Origin of the sequence: Pseudomonas sp. I2 (genome assembly GCF_040984075.1) — a bacterium.
GTDB lineage: Bacteria > Pseudomonadota > Gammaproteobacteria > Pseudomonadales > Pseudomonadaceae > Aquipseudomonas > Aquipseudomonas guariconensis_B.
On record NZ_JBCGFQ010000121.1, the window covers coordinates 1 to 1040 of the forward strand.

2 protein-coding genes are annotated in these 1040 nt (G+C 64.2%); both read left to right on the top strand.

Translation table 11 applies throughout. The annotated features are described in order from the left end of the window. The coding region (locus WCE05_RS25825) for a thiamine pyrophosphate-dependent enzyme (protein WP_225790959.1) at nucleotides 1–505 on the top strand (505 nt) is incomplete at its 5' end. Nucleotides 506–562: 57 nt separating this feature from the next. After that, nucleotides 563–1040, top strand: a 478-nt coding sequence (locus WCE05_RS25830; protein ID WP_368816816.1) for a TIM barrel protein, incomplete at its 3' end; no start/stop codon positions are given.

Sequence of the window (1040 nt, forward strand, 5' to 3'; positions counted from 1 at the left end):
CATCCCCGCCGCCCTGGGCGTGGTCAAGGCCGATCCCAAGCGCAAGGTCGTCGCGCTGTCGGGTGACTACGACTTCCAGTTCATGATCGAAGAGCTGGCCGTGGGCGCGCAGTTCAACCTGCCCTACGTCCACGTGCTGGTGAACAACGCCTACCTGGGCCTGATCCGCCAGGCCCAGCGTGGCTTCGACATGGATTACTGTGTTCAACTGGCGTTCGAGAACATCAACGCCACCGAAGCCAACAACTACGGCGTGGACCACGTGGCCGTGGTCGAAGGCCTGGGTTGCAAGGCACTGCGCGTGTTCGAGCCGGCCGAGATCGCCCCTGCCCTGCTCAAGGCGCAGAAGATGGCCGAAGAACACCGGGTGCCGGTGGTGGTCGAGGTGATTCTCGAGCGTGTGACCAACATTTCCATGGGTACCGAGATCAACGCGGTCAACGAGTTCGAAGACCTGGCCCTGGTCGGCAACGACGCGCCTACCGCGATCTCGCTGCTGGACTGACCGCCTGACGCCCCCGTGCCGGCTGTGCCGGGGGCTTTCATCTGCAAGGAGACAACCATGCCTCGCTTCGCTGCCAACCTGTCCATGCTGTTCACCGAGCAGGACTTCCTGGCCCGCTTCAAGGCCGCCGCCGACGCTGGCTTCAGCGGTGTCGAATACCTCTTCCCGTACGATTTCAGCGCCGCCGAGATCAAGCAACAGCTCGACGCCCACGGCCTGACCCAGGTGCTGTTCAACCTCCCGGCGGGCGATTGGGCGCAAGGCGAGCGCGGCATCGCCTGCCACCCCGACCGCGTCGAGGAATTCCGCGCCGGGGTCGACAAGGCCATCGAATACGCCAAGGTCCTGGGCAACACCCAGGTCAACTGCCTGGCCGGCATCCGCCCACAAGGCCCGGACTGCGCCACCGTGCGCAAGACCTTCGTCGACAACCTCAAGTACGCCGCCGACAAGCTCGAAGCCGCCGGTATCCGCCTGGTCATGGAAATGATCAACACCCGCGACATCCCCGGCTTCTACCTGAACACCACCAAAC